The sequence below is a fragment of the Dialister sp. UBA1703 genome, from assembly GCA_002320515.1.
GTDB lineage: Bacteria > Bacillota > Negativicutes > Veillonellales > Dialisteraceae > Dialister.
This window is the reverse complement of record DCJJ01000025.1, coordinates 1-1,315: the sequence shown is the minus strand read 5'-3', so window position 1 is coordinate 1,315 and position 1,315 is coordinate 1. Positions and strand designations below refer to the sequence as shown.

The 1,315-nt window shown below is 49.3% G+C and carries 2 protein-coding genes; both read right to left on the bottom strand.

Annotated features, from left to right (window positions below; all coding sequences use genetic code 11):
• Positions 1 to 325 precede the first annotated feature (325 nt).
• On the bottom strand, positions 326 to 595 hold the full coding sequence (locus B2Y11_RS01315) for a heat-shock protein Hsp90 (protein WP_291055153.1): 270 nt from the start codon (positions 593 to 595) through the stop codon (positions 326 to 328).
• An 82-nt stretch (positions 596 to 677) separates the two neighbouring features.
• Positions 678 to 1,172: a PaaI family thioesterase gene (locus tag B2Y11_RS01310; protein ID WP_291055150.1), complete on the bottom strand. Its 495-nt coding sequence runs from the start codon at positions 1,170 to 1,172 to the stop codon at positions 678 to 680.
• Between the last annotated feature and the right edge of the window lie 143 nt (positions 1,173 to 1,315).

Genomic DNA, 1,315 nt, shown 5'->3' with positions numbered 1-1,315 from the left:
AATTAATCAGTGCTTCCCTAAAAAAGGGCTGTGAAAAATACAGAAATGACACCGCTGCCACTCCACCTCACTGTCATTTCGACCGCAGCGCAGTGGAGTGGAGAAATCCCACATCCTAATGGCACAAGCAGCATGGTGGCAGGAGATTTTTCGGCTCAGAGCCTCAATAGAACAAAAGGCATTATCATCCATAAATACATACAGCATCGCTCGAAATGACGTAGAGGCAGGAAGCAGACTGTCATTTGGCCAATTTCCGTGAAAATTTATGTATACAAAAGGGGCTGTGAAAAAATGTAAATCATTTTTTCACAGCCTTTTTTTCTTACCATTCCGATTCGTGGTCAAGGAGCCAGCCGCCGGCGGTGCAGGCGGGGCAGATGCAGTATTTCACACCCTTAGCCTTTGCTTCGTGCGCGGCCTTTGCCAGGCCTTTGGCTGTATCGGCGCCAAGGACTTTGGCTCCCTCTTCCGATTCAAAGAAGGGGATGACCTGGTCGATGGAGCATACGTCTTCCTTCAGTTCCTTTTTGAGGGTGAGGGCCGCTTCCTTTTCGTCCGCTGTTCCGGCAGCTTTGAGATACGCCTCACACACCTTTTTCAGCCCTTCGTAGCAGCTGGGGGGGCATTCATAATTTCCTTAACTTTTTCAAGAATTTCTTCTTTTGCCATTTCTATCATCCTTTCTGTTCAAACATCATGTGGGATGTGGCTTCTGCAGCCACCGTACCGTCTTCGTGGAGCACTTGGGCTTCCAGGACCGCCAGGGGGCCTTTTCGTTTCACCTCATGACAGATGACCTTCACCGTCTCCCCGATGAGTACGGGGGAGCGGAAGCGGGATTCCATTTTGCCGGTGTAGGCAGGCACCCCGGTGGTGAGGAAGAGATAATTTCCCATGACCTCGTCCATGAGGGTCATAATGAGGCCGCCGTGCATGCGGTCATTGTAGTTCTGGTGTTCATGGGAAGGGGTGAAGAAGGCAAGGCAGCCTTTGGGAATGGAAAAGAAATGAAGATGGAGCCCTATGGGATTGTCGGTGCCGCAGGCAAAGCACATGCTGTAGGCAGGGCCTCCGGTGAGTTCCTTCAGGGGCTGGCCCAGCTTTTCCTCTTCCATATGGAGAAGCGCTTTCTCTTTATCATTTAAGGGGAAATGTTCCTGGTGCTTCATAAGACCTCCTTTGGGAGAAATAACTTTCAGTACATCTCGTCTTTATTATTATAACACCGGGTGAAAGAAAAAAAGGTAAGTGTCAAGTTTTCCTCGGTAATTCATTTGACTGTCGATAATTACTATCTCCGTGGCTTCGGTTT